This is a genomic window from Paenibacillus sp. LHD-38 (genome assembly GCF_031157315.1).
In the GTDB taxonomy this organism is placed as follows: Bacteria; Bacillota; Bacilli; order Paenibacillales; family Paenibacillaceae; genus Pristimantibacillus.
In genome coordinates, this window is record NZ_JAVIFU010000121.1 from 1 (window position 1) to 1,564 (window position 1,564).

Consider the following 1,564-nt stretch of genomic DNA (forward strand, 5'->3'; position numbering starts at 1 on the left):
GATAGAGCAAAAGCAGCCCGCCCTCGGATGAGGGACGAGCTGCTTTTTTAGTTTCCGCGATAACATTTCCAATTTGAAGCTTACTTTTACTCAAAAGCAAGGCTTTTGCAGGGCTCTCCGATTAGCACCTTCCCATGAAACGGTTTTTAAACGTCACTGCTTCCGTTTTCTTCTTATCAAAACCAAGACAAGCAACAGAAGGACAACAGCGATGATAACTGTGGTCGCCGGAATGGTATACCCTATCAGTTGTTTAAATTGCTCCGCCTCCATTGATGATCCAGGTTTTATAGACTTAATGCCTGAATCCTTCATCGCTGCTTCCCTTGCATTGTCCCAAGGTCCCGTTCGCCCACACAAATTCATGCGAAGCATTCCTTCCTGAACGCTTCCAAATACCAAATATACGGTATCTTTAATAAAAGGATCCCATCCGTTATGATAAATTTCAAGCTGCGGGGTCTCTACGCCTTTCCAAGCCTCGTCGATCCGGAACACGGTAAGTCCGTCCTTTTTTATCTCGACCGCTTTTCCTTTAAAAACGACGGTGCTACGGTCCATCTCCTCCTTAACCGGACGCGGCGGCGCACAGGACAAGGCTTCAACTTGTGGTGCCGTCCATAAAATAAATGCAACTAAAATGAGTTGGATTGCTGTAAAAAGTTTTTTCATATGCTCCCCTCCGCTCTTTTTTTTGCTAAACCTTCTGACGATACCAAGCGTAAGAAGGTTACGGCGAAATAAGTTATCCCTTTTTTTCATCCCTTCGACCGGCTTAACGTTTTTTTATACTCTAAGGATTACTGTATGGGGTACCGCCAGCCCAATAACGTAAAAACCACGCTAATACAGTTTTTACCAAAAAAAGTCGGTTTTCCTGCTCTAAGGATTACCGACTTTTTGGTTTTTTGTATTCAGCTATAGTTCCCCGTTAGCTTAACAATGTAATTACCGTGATGAATGATTCCTACGAAAGACATATTTACCCAGCGGCGTAATCGTAAGCAATACCCCCATAAGAATGAATACCCCCCCGTAAAGATGTAACGAATAATCTGTTGCTGGAATAAAGAAACCAAATTTATAAACACCCATGCTGCCGTCGGGACTTCTCGCACTGAATGTATATGTACTATAGCCCTGATAAATCAGATATAACCCGCAAGCTATACATAGAACTTTTAGAGCAATTCTCATTAATTGATTCACCTCCCACTTATCATAATGACGAATTTTTCCCCAAAAAAGTTCCAGATAATGTTATCGTAAACAGTCCGTTAGTTGAGAAAACGGCATCCATGAATCTGGCTGCTGTTTCTTGTTGTATATAGGGGTCACCTCACGAAACTAAAAAAATCGTACGCTAAGCAATTCATTACATGAAAAAACCGGACCCTTTATTCTACAAAGGAATCCGGTTTTCGTAATCGGGTAGCTAGAACTCGTTGAACTAGCTATGATGAACGTAAAACAGCCCCGTATTTACTTCGAATCGTAGGTTAAAAATGGATAGTGTAAACCACACCATTTTCAGAACTACAAAGCAAAAGGAGCTGTCTACTAT

Annotated in this window: 1 protein-coding gene; it reads right to left on the bottom strand. The window is 41.8% G+C overall.

Features of this window, described 5'->3' with window-relative positions; genetic code table 11:
• Positions 1-153: 153 nt before the first annotated feature.
• Positions 154-672 carry a hypothetical protein gene (locus tag RCO25_RS34480; RefSeq protein ID WP_309000550.1) on the bottom strand — a complete coding sequence of 173 codons (519 nt, stop codon included), beginning with the start codon at positions 670-672 and terminating at the stop codon, positions 154-156.
• Between the last annotated feature and the right edge of the window lie 892 nt (positions 673-1,564).